Genomic DNA, 20,575 nt, shown 5'->3' on the forward strand with positions numbered 1-20,575 from the left:
GCGTGCCAAAAAATATATCTTTACTTAAATAGCTGAATTGTAGTGTTTTGTATTTTTTGTTTTCTTGGAAGAATATCATTTTAAAAAAATAGGACAAAGTAATTTCTGGGTTCACCAGCTAACACCAGCACCACCACCGCCAGAACTACCCCCACCAAAACTGGAGCTAGAACTAGAACTTGAACTAAAAGAGCTAGAAGAAGAAGAACTGTTAGACTCTTGTTTTTGGGGAATAATTATTTCTTTTTCTTCTGTATAGTTGCAGTTCTTACACAGATAATGCTCTACTTTTAAACCATCACTCGAGTAGGTTGCAGCACTTATATAATCTGTGCGGTCTAATCCAAATGTTCTAAAGGAACATTTTTTACAGTTACTGTATTTGGTGTAGGCTTTTCCTGGATATTTTAATATTCTTATATCAGAGTGGTCTTTTACTATCCAAACATCATAATCTTGAGATTGTATTTCTTCTTCTACTAATTGATGCTTCTCTAAAAAATCTATCTCATCATAATTGTTTAATAACGCCATAGGTTTGCCGTTAACTTTACTATATCTGGGTGCTTTACGGTAGTGTGCTAGTCTTCTTTTTGCCATTCTGTGGTAGAAAAATAGCGGTAACGGAAATATAAATTGCAGACAGCCAGCTTTGGCATCGTCTAAACGTAAATACTTATCGTAATAATCGTCTTGTGAATTATGTATGGTATAAGCTTTAGTATAAAAATAAAGGGCTAATAAAATGGAAATTATTAAATAGCTTATAAGTAAAGGGAAAATCCATTTTTTTGACACACTGCTAGTCGATTGAATAGAGGTATTTGTGTCATAGATTTCTTGAACGCTTTCTGGATGTCTAATAATCTCAGTAATACGGTCAGTTGCACGCATTAAACCCAATCCAAAATAACCATTTCTAAAATGAGGAACTATTTCTTGTGTACCAATACGATAACAAATAGCATCAGTTAAATAAGGCTCTAAACCATAACCTACTTCAAATTCTGTCCGTCTTTGGTCCATTACTGTAAGGATGAGTAAACCGTTGTCTGTTTTTTCCTTACCAATTTTCCAAGTATTGAATAACGAAACCGCAAATTCTTTAGGTATTTCGTTTCCTATACTAGGCAGAAATACAATAGTAACTTCTGCAGTTGTTTCTTGTTCTAAATGGTACAGCTCTTGGTTTAAATAGCGTTCTTCAGTTTCTGAGATATAGTCCAAGGGGTCAGACACATAACCAAAAATTCCAGTTCCCCTAGGGGAGGGTACTTCTGTTACAGTGTAAATGGATTTAGGCATTCCATAATTAGGAGCAATAAATTCAGGATAATTTAAAATTTCTGAATTTGTAGCTCCATCAAAATTTATGGACAAGGAGTCTGGTTGCGCTACTTCTATCTCTAAAGATTTTAAAATAGAATCCTTAAGTACCTTTACGCTAGTCTCTTTCTGAGAAAAAACGCAACTGATGAAAAAGAATAGTACCCCTAAAGAAAAGAACTGAGTTTTAAATTTTATCATATTCAGTTCATAACGGTTATATTTAAACTATATATTTTTATTTGAACCAATTAACCGAGGTCTTTTAAAGTTTTTCTTTTAGATATTTAGCGGTAAAAGATTTTTTGTTTTTAATCACTTCTTCTGGGGTGCCTTCTGCGAGTAAATTACCCCCATTTTCACCACCTTCTGGACCTAAATCAATTAAATAATCAGCACATTTTATTAAATCTATATTGTGCTCTATTACTATTATGGAATGTCCTTTATCTATAAGTTCATCAAAAGATTTCAATAATTTTTTAATATCATGAAAATGCAAACCTGTAGTAGGTTCATCAAATATAAAAAGCGCTTTGTCCTTAGTTGCTCCTTTAACTAAAAAAGAAGCCAATTTAATACGCTGTGCCTCACCGCCAGATAGGGTAGAAGAGCTTTGCCCTAAAGTAACATAGCCTAAACCAACATCTTGCAATGGTTTTAATCGTTGTACTATTTTCTTTTGTTCGTGTTGTTTAAAATGGTCAATAGCATCGTCTATAGTAAGGTTTAAAATATCGTTAATATTCTTTCCGTCAAATTGAACTTCTAAGACTTCTCTTTTAAAACGTTGACCATTACATACATCACATTCTAAGTGTACATCTGCCATAAACTGCATTTCTACAGTTATTTCTCCTTCCCCCTTACATTTTTCACACCTGCCACCATCTACATTAAAAGAAAAGTGTTTGGCTTGGTAACCTCTTAATTTACTTAGCTTTTGCGATGCAAATAAAGACCTAATCTCATCATACGCTTTTATATAGGTAACAGGATTGGAACGGGAGGATCTGCCAATGGGGTTCTGATCAACGAATTCTACATGTTTAATCTGAGAATATTTGCCTTCAACATCAGAAAATTGCCCTGCTTTTTCTCCGTATCCACCCGTAGCTTTGAGCATGCTGGGGTATAGAATTTTCTTTACTAAAGTGCTTTTCCCACTCCCAGATACTCCAGTAATTACGGTTAGCTGGTTTAACGGAAAAGTTACATCTATATTTTTAAGGTTGTTTTCTCTTGCGCCTATAATCTTAATGTAGTTTTTGGAATGTCTACGCTCTTTTGGCACGGCAATTTCCATGGAACCATTAAGATATTTAGCAGTTAGCGATTCTGCAGTAAGTATGGTATTAAAATCCCCTGTAGCAACCACTTTACCACCAAGTGTCCCTGCTTCTGGCCCAATATCTATAATTTCATCTGCGGCTTTCATTATATCCTCATCATGTTCAACAACAATTACGGTGTTACCTAAGTCGCGTAATGATTTTAGTACATCTATCAAGTTTTCTGTATCCTTGGGGTGTAAGCCAATACTAGGTTCATCTAAAATATACATGGAACCTACTAAGCTACTCCCTAAGCTAGTTGCTAAATTAATTCGCTGGCTTTCGCCACCAGATAGGGTATTGGATTTTCGGTTTAGGGTTAGATAACTTAGACCTACCTTTTCTAAAAACTCCAGTCTAGTGGTAATTTCTTTAAGTAAACGTTTAGCAATAACAGTATCATGCTCATTAAGCTGTAATGAATTAAAGAATGGCGCTAATTTTTTAATGGGTAATTCTATTAAATCAGAAATAGAATTACCATTTATTTTTACATAATCAGCTTCTGGACGTAATCGTTTTCCGTTGCAGACTTTACATTTTGTTTTACCTCTGTATCTAGACAGCATTACCCGGTTTTGTATCTTATAGCTCTTTTCTTCTAATTGTTCAAAAAACTTATGAATGCCAATAAAGTGCTGATTACCTTCCCATACCAATTGTTTTTGCTTTTCGGTAAGTTCAAACCAGGGTTTATGTATGGGGAAATCAAATTTGTATGCACTGTTTACTAATTGTTCTCGGTACCAGCTCATACTTTCTCCACGCCATGGAAATACTGCCTCTTCATAAATTGAGAGTGCTGTATTAGGAATTACCAAATCCGGGTCTATACCAATTACATCACCATAACCTTCACATTTTGGACAAGCGCCATAGGGATTATTAAAACTAAAAAGATGCACATTAGGCTCTAAAAATTTTAAACCGTCTAATTCAAATTTATTACTAAACGTTCTTTTTGTATCCGCTAATAATTCTTCAATTGCGCATTCACCTTTGCCTTCAAAAAAGGCATTATCTACGGCATTACCTAACCGATTTAGAAAATCTTCATCTTCATTTTTAACTATAATCCGGTCTACCACCAGTTCAAAATTGCGCTCCATATTTTCTGGCGCTTGGTCTATACGCAACACTTCTCCTTTATACTTTATCCGCGCATACCCTTGTTTAGAGAATAATTCTAAGGATTTGTAAACATCACGGTCTTCCTTAATATGTATGGGAGCTAGTAAAAGTAGTTTGGTACCTTCTTCAAAAGTCTTTACATAATCTACAACATCAGATACGGTTTCTTTTTTTACTTCGTTACCAGATATAGGAGATATGGTTTTACCAATACGCGCAAATAATAGTTTAAGGTAATCGTAAATTTCTGTCGTTGTGCCAACGGTAGACCTAGGATTGGTAGAATTCACTTTTTGCTCTATAGCAATTGCAGGGGCTATACCTTTTATATAGTCTACTTTGGGTTTATCTAGTTTACCCAAGAATTGTCTTGCGTAAGAAGAAAGACTTTCCACATAACGGCGCTGACCTTCTGCAAAAAGAGTATCAAATGCTAGAGAAGACTTGCCAGAACCAGACAAACCAGTAATCACAACCAGTTTATTACGGGGTATCACAACATCTATATCTTTAAGATTGTGCAATTTGGCACCTTTTATGATGATATTCTGCTTTGGATCTACAGCTGAAAGTGAAGTCATTTTCGTCTTAATTAAAGAATAAAGATACTATTGAATGCAGTTTATACCAATATTATTAACTTTGACATCACAAATACCGCAAATCACAACATAGTTTTTTGGCAGGTATACTGAATATCTATATTTGATGTGTAATTAAATCTCTGATAGGCCTATACAGTAAATAATTACTTTTTTAATTAATAACCCAATAACACAAAGACTTTGTTCCCAAAGGAGCGTGGTCTGTTATAACCAAAAAAGTAATTTGTATGGAACTGCAATTAGATGACTCAGTATTAGTAAAAAACTATATTAACGGTGACGAGAAAGCCCTTGAAGTGTTGATTAATAGACACAATCAAAAAATTTCTAGCTTTATCTACTCTAAAGTTTTAGATAAAGACATTACAGAAGATATTTTCCAAGACACATTTATTAAAGTAATTAAGACTCTTAAAAGAGGGTCTTATAGCGAAGAAGGTAAATTTTTGCCTTGGGTAATGCGTATAGCACATAATTTAATTATTGATCACTTCCGTAAAAACAAAAGAATGCCAAAGTTTGAAGGTAGTGATGACTTTAACATTTTCTCTGTTATCCATGATGATAAATTGAATGCAGAGAAACAAATGATTAAAGATCAAATTGACTCAGATTTATCTAGTTTAATAGATGAATTACCGGATGACCAACGAGAAGTGTTGATTATGCGCATCTACAAAGACATGAGTTTTAAAGAAATCTCTGAAAATACAGGGGTAAGTATAAACACGGCTTTAGGTAGAATGCGTTATGCATTAATTAACCTAAGAAAGATAGTAGAACGCAATAATATCGTTTTAACGAATTAATTGGTCATAGGTCGAAGCCTGCAATAAATCCGTTTTACTGGCGTTATACTATTGAATTTAAACGCTAGGATATGGAAAAAATTTACTCTGAAGAACCTACGGTTTGCAGAATTGCTAAGGCTAGACCAGAAACCGTGAAATTTTTATTAGGATACTCTAAATCCTTAAATGTTATCAATTACAATAACATGCAGTTCGACAATGTTCTTAACTAGGACATTAACCATACAATATTAAAAAGACCGTTACTTAGCGGTCTTTTTCTTTTTATAATACTCATTGAGCACTGTTTTTCTGCCAATAGTCTTGGTAATGATATCTTTTTCTAAATTCCAACCCCTGGCTTGGGAGTATTCTCTACCGTACCAAATTATTTGTAAATGAAGTCTATTCCATTCTTCTCTAGGAAATAACCTTTTAGCGTCTTTCTCTGATTGCACCACATTTTTACCGTTAGAAAACCCCCATCTATATAACAATCTATGTATGTGTGTATCTACGGGAAAAGCGGGTATCCCAAAGGCTTGTGATACCACTACGCTAGCGGTTTTATGTCCAACGGCAGGTAATTCTTCTAGCAGTTCTATTTCTTTAGGTACTTCTCCATTGTATTTATCAATTAATATCTGAGACAAACCGTGTATACCTTTAGATTTCATAGGGGATAGCCCAACTGGTCTAATAATATCTCTAATTTCTTCTACGGATAGCTTTACCATATCAAAAGGATTGTCTGCCCTAGCAAAGAGTAACGGGGTTATTTGATTTACTCGTACATCTGTACTTTGGGCAGATAATAGCACGGCAACGAGCAAGGTGTAGGGGTCTTTATGGTCTAAAGGAACAGGTATTGTAGGATAAAGTTCATTCAACTTGTCCAAAACAAATTGAACTTTCTCTTGTTTAGTCATTAATGTTTAATTTTGAAGAAAAAGTAGTTAACAAAATTTAATGCTATGAATATGTTACAAGCAGGTGATAAAGTACCTGAATTTTCTGCAAAAGACCAAGATGGCAACACAATTTCCTTATCAGATTATAAAGGTAAAAAGTTAGTTGTCTTTTTTTATCCTAAAGCGAGTACACCCGGCTGTACTGCGGAAGCCTGTAATTTGAGAGACAATTATCAAGAATTACAAGCGCAAGGGTATGATTTACTTGGAGTTAGTGCTGATTCTGAAAAACGTCAAGCTAATTTTAAGAATAAATACGAATTTCCTTTTCCGTTATTGGCAGATGAAGATAAGACTGTAATAAACGCATTTGGAGTTTGGGGGCCAAAAAAGTTTATGGGTAAAGAATATGATGGTATCCATAGAACAACTTTTATTGTAAATGAAGAAGGCGTTGTTAAAGAGGTAATTACAAAGGTCAAAACAAAAGACCACGCTGCTCAGATTTTAGCATAAAAAAAGCCCTCCATTGAGGGCTTTTTTTTTATTTTTCTTCTTTTGCTAAAGGTAATTCTTTACGAACAAAAAGATTTTTTTCTTTTATTATCTCAGCAATTCCTTCGGGTAGCATCTCTTCCCAACCTTCTTCTCCTTCAATAATTCTGCGTAACACATCTCTAGAGAATACATGTAAAATATCTGGGTCATAATCAATAATGTCCATAACCTTACCATTGTATTTAAAGAATTTGTACAATTCCTTCATTCTAGGGTGTACCCTTACATTGTTACTTGTTAATATCTGACCAGTTTCTGGGTCTTTCATAGGATACAAGTATACTTTTAAATCTTTAAAGAAAAGTTTGCCAAAGGCTTCAAGAATGCCACCACTTAAATGACGGTAATATTTTTCATCAAAAACGTCTACCATGTTATTGACACCCATGGTTAAACCAATCTTATTTTTGGTGTAATTATTAAAATACTCTACAAGTTTGTAGTATTCCTGGAATTTAGAAATCATTACAGTATGGCCTAGTGAGCATAGGAGTTCTGCTCGATCCATAAAATCCTGCTCATCTATCTCTCCAGAAGCTTTTAAGTTAGATAGCGTTATTTCAAAAATAACTATGGTATTGTCAAAATCTACGGTCTGTTCTCGTATAAATATGTCGTAAGATTTCTTAAACATATCCATATTAACCTTAGTCACTGGTCTAAAACTACCACGTAATGCTAGAATGTTTTTCTTATATAATACTGCTGCGGGTAATAAGTTGTGCCCATCAGGACCAAACATTACTGCATCTGTCATGTTGTTCTTAATAAGTTGTAAACTCATTAAGCGGTTGTCTACATGGCTAAAACTAGGCCCCGTAAAATTAATCATATCAATTTCTAGGGTGTCCTTATCTATATGATCATATAGGTATTTTAAAATTTTCTTGGGCTTATCAAACTTGTAAAAGGCGCCATATATTAAGTTAACTCCTAGAATACCTAGTGTTTCTTGTTGTAAACGGGCTTCATTTTGTTTAAAGCGAATATGTAAGATAATTTCATCATATTCCTTTTGGTTTGGATCTAGTTGAAAACGTAGTCCAACCCAACCATGGCCTTTGTATCGCTTAGAAAAATCTATGGTTGCAACAGTGTTGGCGTATGTAAAAAACAAGTAGTTAGGATTGTCTTCTCTAGAAATACGTTCTTCTACTAAATCCATTTCATAAGACAACATTTTACGTAATCTAGATTGTGTTACGTAACGGCCATCGTCCTCAATGCCATAAATAGCATCACTAAAAGCTTTATCATAAGCACTCATTGCTTTTGCAATAGTACCAGAAGCACCACCAGCCCTAAAAAAATGTCTTGCGGTTTCTTGTCCGGCCCCTATTTCTGCAAAAGTTCCGTAGATATCCCTATTTAGGTTAATACGCAAGGTCTTTGCTTTTATAGAGGGTATATTCTCAAATTCATTCTCTGTATGAGGAGCAATGGGCATAACAACTATTTTATTGGATCAAAGTTAATAAGTTATATAAACCTTTTAAACAATTATGTTATAATTTTGAAAACAATGAACCAAGGTTTACAAGTTACATTTTTAGGCACCGGTACTTCACAAGGTATTCCCATAATAGGTAGCACGCATCCTGTTTGCTTAAGTACGGACCCAAAGGATAAACGTTTAAGAGTCTCAGTTCTTATATCTTGGGAAGGATATAATTATATTATTGATTGTGGTCCTGATTTTAGGCAACAGTTATTGGCAAACCCAATTTCTAAATTAGATGCTATTCTATTTACGCATGAGCATTCTGACCATACGGCTGGTTTAGACGATATAAGGCCATTTTTTTTTAGACAAGGTGACATCCCTATTTATGCAGATGAACGTGTGATAGCTTCTTTACGTAGACGTTTTGATTATATTTTTGCTGATGAAGATAGATATCCTGGCGCTCCTGCAGTACAGATACATCAGATTGATAAAAATACTGAGTTAGATTTACACGGTTTGACAGTAATACCGATTGAAGCTTTCCATAATAGATTGCCAGTATTGGGGTTCAGATTTAAAGATTTTGCTTATTTGACGGATGTGAAAAGGGTAGAGGCACCAGAAATAAAAAAATTGAAAGGCCTACAAGTATTAGTAGTAAATGCTCTGAGAGAAGAACAACACTATTCTCACTTTAATTTAGAGGAAGCCATTGCTTTTGCTAAACAAGTTGGAGCAAAAACTACCTATTTTACGCATATTAGTCACCTGTTGGGTTTTCATAAAGAGGTAGAAGCCAAACTGCCAGAGGGTATACATTTAGCCTACGATAATTTAAAAATTACCATTTAGAATGAAAAAGAATATATTCCTTTATCTGTTTGTGTTTGCTAGTTTAATAGCACTATACGCAATAGTCAACGGCAATAAAAAATCTAAGGCTAACGAAGCAGAAATAGCAGATTTAAAAACAGAAGTACAGCAATTAAAAGACTCCGTAGAAGCCGGTAAGATAAGGCAATTAGAAATGCAGTATTTTTCATTAGAGAACAATGATGATGCTTTAGCTTATTATGACCATCTTAATTTAGAAAACCCAGCCAACTATATAGCAGATAAGTTGTTAGAAACAAATGAAAAAAAAGGAGACAATCCGTTGATACCTTATGAGGGAATGGATAGTGATTTTAAAATAAATAAAATTAAAGTCATGAACCACCGCTGGATAGTTACCGATTTTAGTGACGGTAAATATTGGGGTGATTTAATTCTGAAATATGAGCTTAAAGATGATTTAAGTGTTGATTTTACGTTAGTAGACCATCTTTTGTATACCCGCAGTAACTAATTATTTTCTAACCAATTTTTGAAAGAATAGAAGTTCTGTGGAGCAACACCGTGCCCTACCGGAAACTCTTCGTATTTATGTTTAATACCCAATTCTTGTAGTAAAATAGGAGCTTTTTGGGCCCATTCTACAGGAATAACTTGGTCTACTGATCCGTGAGAAGCGTAAAACGCCAATTGGGTAAAGTCGTTTTTTTGGTAGTCTTTTTTTAGAATGGCTTCATTAATATATCCACTTAATGCAATAACCCGTTTTACTTTTTCTGGATAGGAGAGTGCTACGGCATAACTTAAAATAGTTCCTTGGCTAAAACCAAGCAACGTTACCCGTTCTTTATCTAGATGATAAGCTTCACAAGCCTCATCTATAAAAGCAGCAATTTTATCTCTAGATTCAATAGCTTGTGCGTCATCACTCCATTTACCCTGCTCTGCATCAAAATTGATAGCGTACCACGCATGGCCAAAAGGCTCTAGATTATAGGGAGCACGTACAGCTATTACAAATAAGTTCTCTGGTAATTCTGGAGCAAAAGAAAATAAATCCTCTTCATTACTACCATAACCGTGGAACATAAATAACACAGCTGGTTTTTCACCAGTATTTTTAGCATTAGGTTGTATTAAGTGCTCTAGGGATAAAGATTGGGTTGTCATTTGTATTTTAATTTATAAATGTAAACCACTTTTGAAAAAGTGGACCTAAAAAGGGTAGTGGTTTTGTAGATAAATTTAAAGCTTGTACAAATCCGAAAATCCACATAGCCATATACAGCAAATAAAGCACGGTTGTAGCAGAGGCTACAGCTATACCCGCATAAGTTGCTACAATAGCCATAGCGTGAAAAAGAATATGAATGCCAAAAGCTTGCCTGATATGAAAGCGAGCAAATGTATTTTTAGGCTCTAAATTCATGGTAATTGCGATAAGGCATCCTACTAATGTTAAATAAGCTACTATGGCTGTTGTTTTTCCTTTCTGTGCTTCTTCTGTCTGCATTATTTAACAAGCAATTTGTTATTGTTAATACTACCGTATACTTTGCCTTTAAGTACCTCACCCAAATAGGCGCAATTTTTAGAGGTAGATAGTAGGTTTTTTGAAGTAAAAGTGTATTCTTCCTCAGGATTAAAAAGCGATAGGTTAGCTTCTGCCCCAACTTCTAGTTTAGGTTCTTCTATGCCGTACCTATCTCTACCCTTGGTTAAAAGTGCAACACTTTTCTCTATGCCAAAAAGAGAATTTGCAACACCAAAAGCCGCCTCTAAGCCTATACTGCCATACGCAGCATTATCAAACTCTATACGTTTTTGCTCAATGTCTATAGGTGTGTGATCTGTAGTAATAAAATCTATGGTGCCATTTTCTACAGCTTTTTGTAAAGCGTTGCGGTCTTTAGCGGTACGCAAGGGAGGACTCAATTTAAAATGCGTATCAAAATCCGTTAGTTTATCATCTGTAAACCACAAGTTTTGTAAAGCAACACTACAACTTATATTTAAGCCTTTTTTCTTAGCATCAGCGACTAATTTTACCGCGCCAGCAGAAGATATTGTAGGTATGTGTAATTTACCTCCTGTATAAGTCAATAAAAAAATATCTCTTGCTATTTGCAATTCTTCTGCCAATGCAGGTATGCCTTTGAGACCTAGAGTTGTAGAAACAACACCTTCATTCACTACACCTTTACCTTTAATACTTTTATCTAAAGGATGGGAATATAACAAGCCCTCAAAATTTTGAGTGTATAACAATCCTATTTTTAGCAAGTTAGCGTTGCTAATAGGGCGCTTATAATCGAAAAAACCAACAGCCCCTGTATTGTACATATCGTACAATTCTGCCATATCTTTACCTTCTGCATCCACCGTAAAATTACCAAGCGGATACAAATCTGTAAGATGTCCTTTTCCTCGTTCTTTTAAGAAAACAATAGTACTACTCGTATTTGGTGTAGGATTACCATTAGGGTTAACTACTACAGAAGTAAATCCACTAAGTGCTGCAACTCGTAATCCATTACTTATAGTTTCTCTTTCTTCATAACCTGGCTCACCGAAAGCCACACTAGAATCAAACCATCCTAAACTAACATGCAAGTTGTCTAGTACTAGGTTTTTGACTTCATTATTTTCAATAGTAGGTTCAATAGCTGAAATCTTTCCATTTTTAATAAGAATATCCCGTGTTTTTAAGTGGTATTCTTTAGCGTTTGGAGCAACTATCTTGGCCGATTTTAAGAGTACGTTCATTTAATGAATTTTTGGATAAGAATTTCCAGTAGGGCAAAGACCAGCGCAAAAATAACAAACCATTTCCAATAAGATACTATGTTGCGGTCCTGTTCTAAATTGTAAAATAAGTTAGGTATACTTTCTGCAATAGAAAAGGCTTTAAAATTAGAAACATTTGTATAATTTAATTTGCTTTCCTGTCTAGCGTAATTAAAACTTAGTAACCCTATGTCTTCTTCTTCCTTTTTAATCGTATAAGTACCACTTTCCTCTGGACCATTTTTAAAATCTAGGGAAGTAAAATTGGCGTAAACTTGTTGTAGAGGAATAAATTCTGCTTCACTTTTTTGCAGACTAAGAATACTATTTTCTTCTAGTGTATACGGCACATCTAATTTAGCGTTAGTGCCTATCTTAAAATATAACGGAGGGAGTTTAAAACTTTGCAATCCCATATTGTAAAGTGAGGGCACAATTAAGGGAGAGTTGGTGAAATTATTGTTTATTGGCTCAAAACTAGCCGTGAAAATATATAATTGTGGTTGTGTTAGTAAAAAAGGCTTTCCATTATTAAGCTTAAGAGCAGCACTACCGCTGCCTTTAATATCTATATAGTTCTGTAAGGTTGGTGCATCAAAATTAGAGACGTTTCTACTAAAAACATTTTTGTAAATAGGATGCTCAAAAACAATGGTATTTATTTGCTGTTCAGAATTAATGATTCCAGAAACGCTTAAATTCCCCAGCGAGCTAAGTAATCTATTATAACTAGATATGTTTGGCGTAACCGATGGAATTAAAACTATGCTGCCACCGTTATCCTTAAATGATTTTAAAGCGATGATTAGATTGTCTGGAAATTGCTCTAAATTGTTAAGAATGATGAGATGTTGCTCTGCTATGGCACTATAATTTGCTTGTGCTAAAGACTGCTTATTAAAATCAAATTCATCATTGGTATAAATACGATTAAGGAAATCATCAGTCCCTTCCGATAAGGAAAGAACTTTAATTTTTTGGCCTACATTAATTGAAAAGTAAAATTGATTATCGTATTGAAGTCCATTATCATCCAAAACTAGCTTACCGCTAATAGCGTCTTTTTCTGTTAATGTTATAGTAGTTTCTGCAATTCCATCTCGAACGCCAGAAATTGCAGTTTTTGCAATTAGTTTATCTTTATTATATAAAGAAACCGGTGCATTTTCATTCTCTGGAATTCCACTTGCCAAAATTTTTAAATCTTTTTGACCAGCGTTATCTATTAAATAAAGAGAATCTAAACTATAATTAGTAGTGTATTCTGGGCGTAAAGGCACCAAATAAGTTTCAACATTAGGTATGCTATCGTTATTCCATTTCAATCGATTTTGAAAATCAGAAAAAACCAACAATTGTTTTAAGGTAGTTTTAGATGTAGTAAAAAGCGAGTTTGCTTTTATTTTAATTTCATTTTTAGTGAGTTGCTTAGCCGTGTGGGATAGCTGTAGTAATTGATTTTCCACAGCATCTAACCTTACATTTTTATAGGTGTCTGTATTCGTAAAAAGGCTAAAACTAGCCTTTTCTGGTAAATTTTGTATAAATTCTTGCACTGCCTTTTCTAGTAAAGATATGCTGCCGTCTTTGGCTTGCATGCTAAAACTATTATCTATGTATACCACAATTTCTTGTGTGGTCATAGCCTTTTTATTAGCTAAAAAGGGTTGTGCAAAAGCAATTACAAGGCAACCTAACAAAAGTAGTCTGGTTACTAATAAAAGCCATTTTTTAAGAAGGTTACTTTTTCTAGAATTGGCTTGTACTTTTTGCAACATTGCTACATTGGTAAAAGCTGTTTTTTTAAACTTACGTAGTTGAAAAAGGTGAATAAGGATAGGAATAATGAGTAAGAGTAAGCCCCAAAGAAGTTCTGGATATTTAAACTGCATTCCTAGTTTTAATTATCAAAGATACGCTTTTGGCATTAGCAGAAAAAGAAATAATCTAATGCCTGTTCTTGGTTTTGTTGGCTTAGAAATTTTCTAATTTCTTCTTGTGCTTTGTCGTTAGCAACGGTAATAATACTTTGAGGTTCCTCTAAAGATTCAATTAAAGAAAAATGTTGTAATTCCGTACCATAAATATGTTTGCCAATTTTATTTGGGTTGTCACAAACCCAAATAAATGGAATATTTTTTTTGGTTAGTTTTTTTGCTATAGTTTTACCCTTATAGCCAGCACCCCAGATTACTAACGTTCTTTTAGTGTTGTATTCCAATTTTAGAAAATAATGAAGTTTAATCTCTAAAAAATAGTTTTGCGCGTAATGTTCATGAGTTCTAGAGGTTCTAGTTCCATAATCGCGCCACAGATGCAATACCTGTTTGCAAGGTATAACTTTAAGATGGTTAGCGTAAAACCTAAAAGTTAAGTCATAATCTTCTGGATATCTAGTAGGGTTAAATGCATCGCACTTTTCAAAATCTGATTTGTGAACCATCCAACAAGGAGAAGGAATCACACATTCCTTATAAATTTCTGTATAATTAGTTCCCTTGGCGGTCAGTTGGTTTAACCAACGCTCATACCGTGTATAACCATCGCTAATGCCTTCTTCAGAAAAATATTTAACTTGCCCTACCGCTACGTGGCCGTGTCCATATAACCTTAAGGATTGTACCATGACCTCTAAACGGTACGGCACCATAATATCATCAGAATCCATCCGAGTAATAAATTGGCCCTTTGCATGTCGGTAGCCTGTTTGTAATGCAGGTATAATACCATTACCTGTATTTAAGATGTAGTGAATGTTAGGATGCAGTTTAGCATATCCTTCAACTATATCCTTGCTATTATCAGTAGAACAATCATCAACCGCTAGTATTTCCCAATCTTTATAAGTTTGCTTTAAAATGGATTCTAAACAGGCGTTTAAATAGGCTTGCGTGTTTTTGAACGGTATAAGTATGCTAATCATCGATGTTAAATATACCATTTATCGAATACATTGATAAAAATGTAGTCCAATTCTTACTTTTGATGCTTCAAAAAATCCACCAATGAATAGAAATTACCGTTTACGTTCCGTATTAATTATTATTAGTTTCGTTTTTTTCTTCTCTTGTGAGAAAGAGGAGGTATCAACCACATCAGAAACTAAAGAAGTTGATGTAGCGTTTTCAGAATCTGACTTGTCTGCCGCAGAATTAAAGCAATTGCTGGCAGAAGAAGATAGCTTGTTATTATTAACAGATACTGCCAAAATCATGGATGTTTCTGGGATGGAAGTCGTAAAAACTAATCCTAAAAAGGTTTTTGCTCATTACATGCCTTGGTTTCAGAGTAAACCAGTGGATGGTTACTGGGGAAATCACTGGACCATGGCAAATAAGAATCCGGATAACATTGATGAAAACGGGAAGCGTGAAATTGCTTCGTTTTATTATCCATTAATAGGACCTTATTCTTCTGTTGACCCAGATTTACAAGAATATCATTTTTTAATGATGAAATTAGCGGGTATTGATGGAGTTATATTTGACTGGTATGGAAGTAGAGATTTTTACGATTATCAGGTAATTAAAGAGGCTACAGAATCCTTTATGTGGCGATTAGAGGATTTGGGGTTAGATTTTTCTGTGATGTACGAGGATAGAACTGCTGTACAAGCTGTGGAATTAGGTTTTGCACCTAACAAAATTGAAGCTGCTAAACATGATTTTAATTACATTAAGGACACTTATTTTACGAATCCAAGGTATATGAAATGGCGTAATAAACCTTTTCTCTTTGTTTTTGGACCACACCTTATACAAGAACCAGAAGCTTGGGACGAAATATTTAGTGTTTTTTCTCCTGCCAACAAACCTAATTATTTAAGCATTTGGGGAACTGCAGCCAATTGGGTGGGCGAGAGTGCCAGCGGTGAATTTACGTGGGTAGACCGTACGCATTTAGAGGCTCACGACCATTATTATTGGTATTATCCTCAATTTAATAAAATGACAGTGGGTAGTGCTTACCCTGGGTTTATTAATTATAGCGAAGAAGGTGGTTGGGGCTTGCAACACGATTGGCAAATACTGCATAACGCTGGAGATACCTTTGTGGAGACCTTAAATTATACCCATCATAAAGATGCCGATTTTATACAATTAATAACTTGGAATGATTTTGGAGAAGGTACCATGATAGAACCCACAGAAGAATTCGGATTTCTATATTTACAATTATTACAACAATATACTGGGGTTTCTTACACGCCAGAAGACCTGCAAACTGCCTTAGAATTATATCAATTACGTAAGGCTCTAGCGTCAAATGAAACCACAGCAAAAACTAAGACAATAAAGGATAAGGATGGGCCTAAAAAATATTTAGACCGTGCGTATTTCTACATGAAAAAAGGAAAAACTAAACGCGCCAAAGCTTTATTAAAGGCCGTACGTTTATATCATCTAGAAAACAATTAAAGCTGTTGGTTTAAGCAATTGGTAACAAGTTTTTCTAACTTTTTATAGCCCTCTTTGGTAAGGTGTACTTCATCATAAGAAAGTTCTTTGGGGAGTCCGTTTCTTTCATCTGCCAAAGGGGTAAAATAGTCTAAGTATACGGCTCCCGTATTGTTGCAAACTTCTTGGAGCAGCAAATTTAGCTTAGGTATTTTAATATTAGGTTGCAGACCTGGTCTCCAAGGATAATCATATGCTGGAAGTACAGAACATACAATGGGTGTTATATCATTTCGCTGAGCCATTTCTACCATAGATAACATGTTATCTCTAATCTGCTCCAAGGTCATAGGCCCTGTATTACCTGCAATATCATTAGTGCCCGCCAAAATCACCACTGCTTTTGGTTGTAGTGCAATAACATCTTGTCTAAAACGCAATACCATTTGGGGTGTGCTTTGTCCACTAATACCACGATTAGCATAGTTATTATTAGCAAAAAAGTCTGGATTTACGTTGGCCCAGCCTTCTGTAATACTATTGCCCATAAAAACCACAGACACGTTTTCTGCTTCTGCATTGGCTTTTTGGTATTTAGCAAGATTAGGCCAATCTTGTTCTTGTGCTTTACTGTTTTGTGATATTCCTAGAATTGAAAGCATGATAATTAAAAACGTTTTGGTCAATTTCATATGTTGTGCAGTTTAAGCACTTAAGATAAAACAATTAATTAGACCATTACCATTTGTTGTAAAATTGCAGCGCTATACGTATACGATTTTTTTCTTGCCTCATGGTCGTAAATATTGGTGGTAACAATCAATTCTTTAATTTTAGTTTTCTCAATAAACACTTGTAATTGTTCTCTAATGGTGCTAGGAGACCCAATAAATGTATAATGCATCATATTTTTAATAATCATTTCTTGCTCTAACGTCCATAGCTTATCCATACTTTTTACAGGCGGTGGCAAAGGCCTTCTAACATTGGTAATTATCCCCATAGCAAATTGATAAAAACTGGTAGCTAAATAGTGTGCTTCTTCATCCGTGTCCGCGGCAATCACATTAACACACGCCATGGCATAAGGTGTACGGCATTGTTTGCTAGATTTAAAGTTTAAAGAATAATCATGTAAGGCGGAAAACAAATGCGTTGGAGCAAAATGACTAGCAAAAGCATAGGGTAAACCTTGCTCAGCAGCCAAATTAGCAGAAAAGTTGCTAGAACCTAATAAAAAGATAGGGATATTAGCACCTTCCCCTGGAAATGCACGTACCTTACTATCCCAATTATCCTCTGATAAAAATAGCTGTAGTTCTGCCACTTCTTTTGGAAAATCTTGTACAGTTTCTTGAATACCGCGCCTAAGCGCATGAGCGGTTACTTGGTCAGTTCCTGGTGCTCTACCTAGAGCTAAATCTATTCTGTTTGGATGCAATGCTTCTAAAGTTCCAAATTGTTCTGCAACTACTAAAGGAGCGTGGTTAGGTAACATGATGCCACCAGAACCAATTCTTATCTTTTTTGTTCCTTGTGCTAAGTGGCTCAAAACAACAACTGTAGCAGAGCTAGCTAAACTAGGAGTGTTGTGGTGTTCAGACACCCAAAATCTGGTATAACCCAGTTGTTCGGCATACTGTGCCAAATCCAAACTTTTATCTAATGCTATTTTGGTGGTATCACCCTCAGTTATAGGAACTAAGTCTAATACCGAATATTTTAAAGATTCCATACGTCAATTACTCCTCTTTCTTTTCTAGTATAATAGTACGGAAAAAGACGTAAAACTTACAGTTTTAAAGAGTATAAACTAAATAGAAAAGCAACAGTCCTAGGGCAATGGGTAGAACAATACTGACCAAATTCCAAAAACGAGCTACACGTCTATTTTTACTTATAACCTTTTCTACTTTGGCCATAGCTGCAGGGGAACTTTGAGTAAAATTTAACTCGGTTTTACCACGCATAGATTTATTTCCATACACATCTTTGTAATCTAAATGTGCTCTAGATTTTAGTTGATTTAAATTGAATTTTACACTTTTTGATGCACTAGAGAAACCCATATTGATAGATTTTAAGATTGATGAATAACCTTATTAAATAACATCAGTGAACTAATAATCTAGAATATTTAACCATTTGCCAAGGCCGATGCTTCTTAAGAAGAATTACATATTTGTATGTAAAATCATCAATTCGTTACAAAAAATCTATTAATTTTTAAAAATTACTGGTTATATTAAAATTGTTTAGAAATTCGTCAAACATGGTAAAGAATTTACCCATATGGCTGCCATCCACTAAAGCATGATGAGCCTGTACACTCAATGGCATTAACATCTTGTCATTTTGTTCAAAAATCTTTCCCCAAGAAATACGTGGTACAGAATCGTGGGGATGATAGTTCATAGCGTGTTGCATGCTGGTAAAACTAATCCAAGGTATGGCAGACATAAAAAGATAATCATCCCTTCCCACTTCATCTTCAAAAGAAGGATTGGCAATCATTTGTTGTTGAACTTCTTCTGCTCTTTTTAAGAAAGTGGTGTAATCTGGGTGATATGGTACTGTACAAAAGCTAAAAACATCTTCATTAGCTACAGGTATTGTATAAGAAGGTTGTACCGTTGGGTGTTCTACAATCTTGTTATCACGTATTCGCCATCTAAACTCTGGTAGTGTATTTGCGGTATGTGAAAGCAAATAAACAATACTTTGATTTAGTGGTAACTTATTTGCTTTAATAATTGATAAAAAATAGGTAACATCCACATTTGCAGTAAGCTGAAAATGTGGATGACTCATTCCATTAAAAAAATCAAAATGTTTTTTTCTATGCGGAGAAGTAAAAGTTATTTTCTTCATTTAATACTTGGCACTAGCACCCTTGGTTGTTGTTCTGTTAATAAAAGCTCGGATATCGTCATTTGCTTTTTTCAAGTCTTCTCTACGCAAGTACATCATATGTCCAGAACGGTATCCTTTAAACTCAAACCGGTCTTTCATTCTACCACTTGGATCTACCTGCCACATAGTGTATTTGGCATTAAAATAAGTAGTAGCCCCATCATAAAAGCCGGATTGGACTAAAACATTTAAATAAGGGTTTTGTGCCATAGCTTGGCGCAGATTGTCTCTTGTATTATCATTTTCATTGTTCCAAGGATGTACAGGACCAAACATATTGTATTTTACATCGGTCTTAAAATTTAATTCTTCTTGTAGGTAATAATTGATTGCAGGAGTAAAGCTATGCAGCCAAGAAGTAATTTCTGAGTTGTAGTCCGGACGGTCTCCAAAACGTTTTTTATCAATGCCTAAATATCGGCTATCTAATCTACCAACGGTATATGCTCCTTTATCTTTTAAAAGATTTTTCCAGAAAAAACCGGTAGGTACGTCAAGATTGTGGTCTAATATGTCTTGTTTGTTTAAGCCTGAATATTCGGCCATTTTGCTGGCAATTGCATTTTTTTCTGTTTCGCCAATAAATCCGCCTTTGGCTATTGCGGGTATCAATTCATTGATAGTAAAATCTTCTACAGTGGGTAAAACCTCTAACAAATCTTTAGCTTGTAGCGATGATGGCAATGCTTTGTGATGCCAGGCTGCAGCAGCAAAGTAGGGCAGGTTTAAAGCAGAGGAAACAGGACCGCCCACGCGTATAACTTTATAATCTGCAGGGGACACCATGATTACCCCATTTAGATACATCCATTGTTGGTTTTGTAAAGCCAAGGAAAGCCCCATAACGCGGGTACCACCGTAACTTTCGCCAATAATATATTTTGGAGAACGCCAACGGTTGTTTCTGCTCACAAAAGTATTCATCCATTCTGCCAAATATTTAATATCTGCATTAATGCCAAAAAACTTATCACGGTCTACTTCTTTACCACTTTCTGGAATAGTCCTAGAATAACCCGTATTTACAGGATTTATGTAAACGATGTCTGTAACATCTAGTACAGAATAGGGGTTTTCTTTTACGCCGTAAGGTTGTACGGGGTATCCTTCATCGTCTATCTTTAATATTCTAGGTCCTGTATAAGCCAAATGCATCCATACAGAACCAGATCCGGGACCACCATTAAACGAAAAAAGTAATGGTCTATTTGTATTGTCTTTTACACCATTTTTTGTGTAGTAGGTATAATGTACAGCAGCAATGGGTTTACCGTTTTCATCCCAAACGGGTTGTGTTCCAGTTGTTGCGGTATAATTAACAGGAGAACCGTTAATGGTTACGGAATGCTGCGTAGTCACAGAAGTGTCTATGGGTATAGTGCGTTGTTGCCCTAAACACAATGTAGTTACTATTAGGGTTACTGGGAATAGAAGTTTTTTTATCATTTTTTGGGTCTAATTAGTTACTTCCGAAAATAATCAATTTTTAAACGAATTGAGTTTAAACCTATAGCGCGATTCTCTTTATCTTTAGAGAAAAC

Annotated in this window: 20 protein-coding genes; 6 read left to right on the top strand and 14 right to left on the bottom strand. The window is 34.9% G+C overall.

Going from position 1 to position 20,575, the window contains the following annotated elements; genetic code table 11:
- Positions 1-111: 111 nt before the first annotated feature.
- Positions 112-1,527 carry a TPM domain-containing protein gene (locus HCO57_RS16580; protein WP_209065964.1) on the bottom strand — a complete coding sequence of 472 codons (1,416 nt, stop codon included), beginning with the start codon at positions 1,525-1,527 and terminating at the stop codon, positions 112-114.
- 64 nt (positions 1,528-1,591) lie between these two features.
- Entirely contained in the window at positions 1,592-4,372 is a 2,781-nt protein-coding gene (gene uvrA, locus HCO57_RS02815; protein ID WP_167987751.1) for an excinuclease ABC subunit UvrA, read from the bottom strand.
- A 251-nt stretch (positions 4,373-4,623) separates the two neighbouring features.
- Between uvrA and HCO57_RS02820 the strand changes: the two genes are divergently transcribed.
- Entirely contained in the window at positions 4,624-5,205 is a 582-nt protein-coding gene (locus HCO57_RS02820) for an RNA polymerase sigma factor (RefSeq protein ID WP_167987752.1), read from the top strand.
- A gap of 71 nt (positions 5,206-5,276) precedes the next feature.
- Entirely contained in the window at positions 5,277-5,420 is a 144-nt protein-coding gene (locus HCO57_RS02825; protein WP_167987753.1) for a hypothetical protein, read from the top strand.
- Positions 5,421-5,450: 30 nt separating this feature from the next.
- On the opposite strand, the gene HCO57_RS02830 is transcribed toward HCO57_RS02825, so the two are convergent.
- Complete coding sequence (locus HCO57_RS02830) at positions 5,451-6,116, bottom strand: endonuclease III domain-containing protein (RefSeq protein WP_167987754.1); 666 nt, start codon at positions 6,114-6,116, stop codon at positions 5,451-5,453.
- Positions 6,117-6,161: 45 nt separating this feature from the next.
- Between HCO57_RS02830 and bcp the strand changes: the two genes are divergently transcribed.
- A complete protein-coding gene (bcp, locus tag HCO57_RS02835) occupies positions 6,162-6,614 on the top strand; it encodes a thioredoxin-dependent thiol peroxidase (protein WP_167987755.1) in 453 nt (150 codons plus the stop codon).
- 28 nt (positions 6,615-6,642) lie between these two features.
- Here bcp and HCO57_RS02840 read toward each other — a convergent pair whose 3' ends face one another.
- Positions 6,643-8,103 (bottom strand): TonB-dependent receptor, encoded by a 1,461-nt coding sequence (locus HCO57_RS02840; protein WP_136950010.1) that lies wholly within the window; start codon positions 8,101-8,103, stop codon positions 6,643-6,645.
- Positions 8,104-8,178: 75 nt separating this feature from the next.
- On the opposite strand from HCO57_RS02840, the gene HCO57_RS02845 reads away from it, so the two are divergent.
- Both HCO57_RS02845 and HCO57_RS02850 read left to right on the top strand, forming a co-directional pair.
- A complete protein-coding gene (locus HCO57_RS02845; RefSeq protein WP_167987756.1) occupies positions 8,179-8,955 on the top strand; it encodes an MBL fold metallo-hydrolase in 777 nt (258 codons plus the stop codon).
- A gap of 1 nt (position 8,956) precedes the next feature.
- A complete protein-coding gene (locus HCO57_RS02850) occupies positions 8,957-9,451 on the top strand; it encodes a hydrolase (protein ID WP_136950008.1) in 495 nt (164 codons plus the stop codon).
- Here HCO57_RS02850 and HCO57_RS02855 read toward each other — a convergent pair.
- Genes HCO57_RS02855 through HCO57_RS02875 form a run of 5 tightly spaced genes read right to left on the bottom strand, consistent with a single transcriptional unit; the run spans position 9,448 to position 14,647 of the window.
- Positions 9,448-10,107 carry an alpha/beta hydrolase gene (locus tag HCO57_RS02855; protein ID WP_167987757.1) on the bottom strand — a complete coding sequence of 220 codons (660 nt, stop codon included), beginning with the start codon at positions 10,105-10,107 and terminating at the stop codon, positions 9,448-9,450. The genes HCO57_RS02850 and HCO57_RS02855 overlap by 4 nt on opposite strands.
- A gap of 7 nt (positions 10,108-10,114) precedes the next feature.
- The gene (locus tag HCO57_RS02860) at positions 10,115-10,450 is read right to left on the bottom strand and encodes a hypothetical protein (protein ID WP_136950006.1); all 336 of its coding nucleotides are present in this window, start codon (positions 10,448-10,450) and stop codon (positions 10,115-10,117) included.
- The gene (locus tag HCO57_RS02865) at positions 10,450-11,703 is read right to left on the bottom strand and encodes a dihydroorotase (protein WP_136950005.1); all 1,254 of its coding nucleotides are present in this window, start codon (positions 11,701-11,703) and stop codon (positions 10,450-10,452) included. The genes HCO57_RS02860 and HCO57_RS02865 overlap by 1 nt, the downstream gene beginning before the upstream one ends.
- Positions 11,700-13,616 (bottom strand): BatA domain-containing protein, encoded by a 1,917-nt coding sequence (locus tag HCO57_RS02870; RefSeq protein ID WP_167987758.1) that lies wholly within the window; start codon positions 13,614-13,616, stop codon positions 11,700-11,702. Before HCO57_RS02870 ends, HCO57_RS02865 begins: the two co-directional genes overlap by 4 nt.
- A gap of 35 nt (positions 13,617-13,651) precedes the next feature.
- Positions 13,652-14,647 carry a glycosyltransferase family 2 protein gene (locus tag HCO57_RS02875; protein ID WP_167987759.1) on the bottom strand — a complete coding sequence of 332 codons (996 nt, stop codon included), beginning with the start codon at positions 14,645-14,647 and terminating at the stop codon, positions 13,652-13,654.
- An 82-nt stretch (positions 14,648-14,729) separates the two neighbouring features.
- On the opposite strand from HCO57_RS02875, the gene HCO57_RS02880 reads away from it, so the two are divergent.
- A complete protein-coding gene (locus tag HCO57_RS02880) occupies positions 14,730-16,142 on the top strand; it encodes a glycoside hydrolase family 71/99-like protein (protein ID WP_167987760.1) in 1,413 nt (470 codons plus the stop codon).
- On the opposite strand, the gene HCO57_RS02885 is transcribed toward HCO57_RS02880, so the two are convergent.
- The 5 genes from HCO57_RS02885 to HCO57_RS02905 all read right to left on the bottom strand — a co-directional run bounded on the left by HCO57_RS02885 (position 16,139) and on the right by HCO57_RS02905 (position 20,480).
- Positions 16,139-16,813 (bottom strand): SGNH/GDSL hydrolase family protein, encoded by a 675-nt coding sequence (locus HCO57_RS02885; protein ID WP_167987761.1) that lies wholly within the window; start codon positions 16,811-16,813, stop codon positions 16,139-16,141. The genes HCO57_RS02880 and HCO57_RS02885 overlap by 4 nt on opposite strands.
- Positions 16,814-16,851: 38 nt before the next feature.
- The gene (locus HCO57_RS02890) at positions 16,852-17,856 is read right to left on the bottom strand and encodes an LLM class flavin-dependent oxidoreductase (RefSeq protein WP_167987762.1); all 1,005 of its coding nucleotides are present in this window, start codon (positions 17,854-17,856) and stop codon (positions 16,852-16,854) included.
- A gap of 64 nt (positions 17,857-17,920) precedes the next feature.
- On the bottom strand, positions 17,921-18,190 hold the full coding sequence (locus HCO57_RS02895) for a hypothetical protein (RefSeq protein ID WP_167987763.1): 270 nt from the start codon (positions 18,188-18,190) through the stop codon (positions 17,921-17,923).
- Between the two features lie 157 nt (positions 18,191-18,347).
- Positions 18,348-18,992: a chloramphenicol acetyltransferase gene (locus tag HCO57_RS02900; protein WP_167987764.1), complete on the bottom strand. Its 645-nt coding sequence runs from the start codon at positions 18,990-18,992 to the stop codon at positions 18,348-18,350.
- Positions 18,993-20,480 carry a S10 family peptidase gene (locus tag HCO57_RS02905; protein ID WP_167987765.1) on the bottom strand — a complete coding sequence of 496 codons (1,488 nt, stop codon included), beginning with the start codon at positions 20,478-20,480 and terminating at the stop codon, positions 18,993-18,995.
- Positions 20,481-20,575: the final 95 nt, after the last annotated feature.

It is taken from the genome of Croceivirga sp. JEA036, from assembly GCF_011882165.1.
In the GTDB taxonomy this organism is placed as follows: Bacteria; Bacteroidota; Bacteroidia; order Flavobacteriales; family Flavobacteriaceae; genus Croceivirga.

What these genes read in the sequence shown, in the direction of transcription:
- HCO57_RS02905 (WP_167987765.1), bottom strand. Translation starts at nt 20,480, where the DNA reads ATGATAAAAAAACTTCTATTCCCAGTAACCCTAATAGTAACTACATTG.
- HCO57_RS02885 (WP_167987761.1), bottom strand. Translation starts at nt 16,813, where the DNA reads ATGAAATTGACCAAAACGTTTTTAATTATCATGCTTTCAATTCTAGGA.
- HCO57_RS16580 (WP_209065964.1), bottom strand. Translation starts at nt 1,527, where the DNA reads ATGATAAAATTTAAAACTCAGTTCTTTTCTTTAGGGGTACTATTCTTT.
- uvrA (WP_167987751.1), bottom strand. Translation starts at nt 4,372, where the DNA reads ATGACTTCACTTTCAGCTGTAGATCCAAAGCAGAATATCATCATAAAA.
- HCO57_RS02875 (WP_167987759.1), bottom strand. Translation starts at nt 14,647, where the DNA reads ATGATTAGCATACTTATACCGTTCAAAAACACGCAAGCCTATTTAAAC.
- HCO57_RS02865 (WP_136950005.1), bottom strand. Translation starts at nt 11,703, where the DNA reads ATGAACGTACTCTTAAAATCGGCCAAGATAGTTGCTCCAAACGCTAAA.
- HCO57_RS02850 (WP_136950008.1), top strand. Translation starts at nt 8,957, where the DNA reads ATGAAAAAGAATATATTCCTTTATCTGTTTGTGTTTGCTAGTTTAATA.
- HCO57_RS02845 (WP_167987756.1), top strand. Translation starts at nt 8,179, where the DNA reads ATGAACCAAGGTTTACAAGTTACATTTTTAGGCACCGGTACTTCACAA.
- bcp (WP_167987755.1), top strand. Translation starts at nt 6,162, where the DNA reads ATGAATATGTTACAAGCAGGTGATAAAGTACCTGAATTTTCTGCAAAA.
- HCO57_RS02825 (WP_167987753.1), top strand. Translation starts at nt 5,277, where the DNA reads ATGGAAAAAATTTACTCTGAAGAACCTACGGTTTGCAGAATTGCTAAG.
- HCO57_RS02860 (WP_136950006.1), bottom strand. Translation starts at nt 10,450, where the DNA reads ATGCAGACAGAAGAAGCACAGAAAGGAAAAACAACAGCCATAGTAGCT.
- HCO57_RS02900 (WP_167987764.1), bottom strand. Translation starts at nt 18,992, where the DNA reads ATGAAGAAAATAACTTTTACTTCTCCGCATAGAAAAAAACATTTTGAT.
- HCO57_RS02890 (WP_167987762.1), bottom strand. Translation starts at nt 17,856, where the DNA reads ATGGAATCTTTAAAATATTCGGTATTAGACTTAGTTCCTATAACTGAG.
- HCO57_RS02820 (WP_167987752.1), top strand. Translation starts at nt 4,624, where the DNA reads ATGGAACTGCAATTAGATGACTCAGTATTAGTAAAAAACTATATTAAC.
- HCO57_RS02840 (WP_136950010.1), bottom strand. Translation starts at nt 8,103, where the DNA reads ATGCCCATTGCTCCTCATACAGAGAATGAATTTGAGAATATACCCTCT.
- HCO57_RS02830 (WP_167987754.1), bottom strand. Translation starts at nt 6,116, where the DNA reads ATGACTAAACAAGAGAAAGTTCAATTTGTTTTGGACAAGTTGAATGAA.
- HCO57_RS02855 (WP_167987757.1), bottom strand. Translation starts at nt 10,107, where the DNA reads ATGACAACCCAATCTTTATCCCTAGAGCACTTAATACAACCTAATGCT.
- HCO57_RS02895 (WP_167987763.1), bottom strand. Translation starts at nt 18,190, where the DNA reads ATGGGTTTCTCTAGTGCATCAAAAAGTGTAAAATTCAATTTAAATCAA.
- HCO57_RS02870 (WP_167987758.1), bottom strand. Translation starts at nt 13,616, where the DNA reads ATGCAGTTTAAATATCCAGAACTTCTTTGGGGCTTACTCTTACTCATT.
- HCO57_RS02880 (WP_167987760.1), top strand. Translation starts at nt 14,730, where the DNA reads ATGAATAGAAATTACCGTTTACGTTCCGTATTAATTATTATTAGTTTC.